Origin of the sequence: Sulfitobacter sp. HI0129 (assembly GCF_001635395.1) — a bacterium.
Lineage (GTDB): Bacteria > Pseudomonadota > Alphaproteobacteria > Rhodobacterales > Rhodobacteraceae > Sulfitobacter.
Map to the genome: position 1 here is coordinate 1 of NZ_LWGH01000757.1, position 291 is coordinate 291.

The following is a 291-nucleotide window of genomic DNA, read 5'->3' on the forward strand; positions in this document are numbered from 1 at the left end:
CGGGGTCCGACCTCATCGCGCTGCTGCCGACACAACTGGCAGAGCATATCGCCCCCCACGCCGGGATCGACGTGTTTCGCCCCCCGATGCCTATCGAACCGGCCCAGATCTGCATGATCTGGCACCGGCGCAACACCGCCAGCCCGGCGCATAGCTGGCTGCGCGACCAGATCGTCGACCTGATGGCACCGCTGGACGAGGGGCCGGACCTGCCTGCACCCTGAACTCCCTGCGAGGCAACTATACCTGCGCATTGCCGTGAATGACGAATACGAGGAATTGTTCGGCGGT

1 pseudogene is annotated in these 291 nt (G+C 64.9%); it reads left to right on the top strand.

The features are described 5' to 3' along the window. Positions 1-224, top strand: a pseudogene (locus tag A3764_RS25345) (LysR family transcriptional regulator); the annotation flags it as partial. Positions 225-291 lie beyond the last annotated feature (67 nt).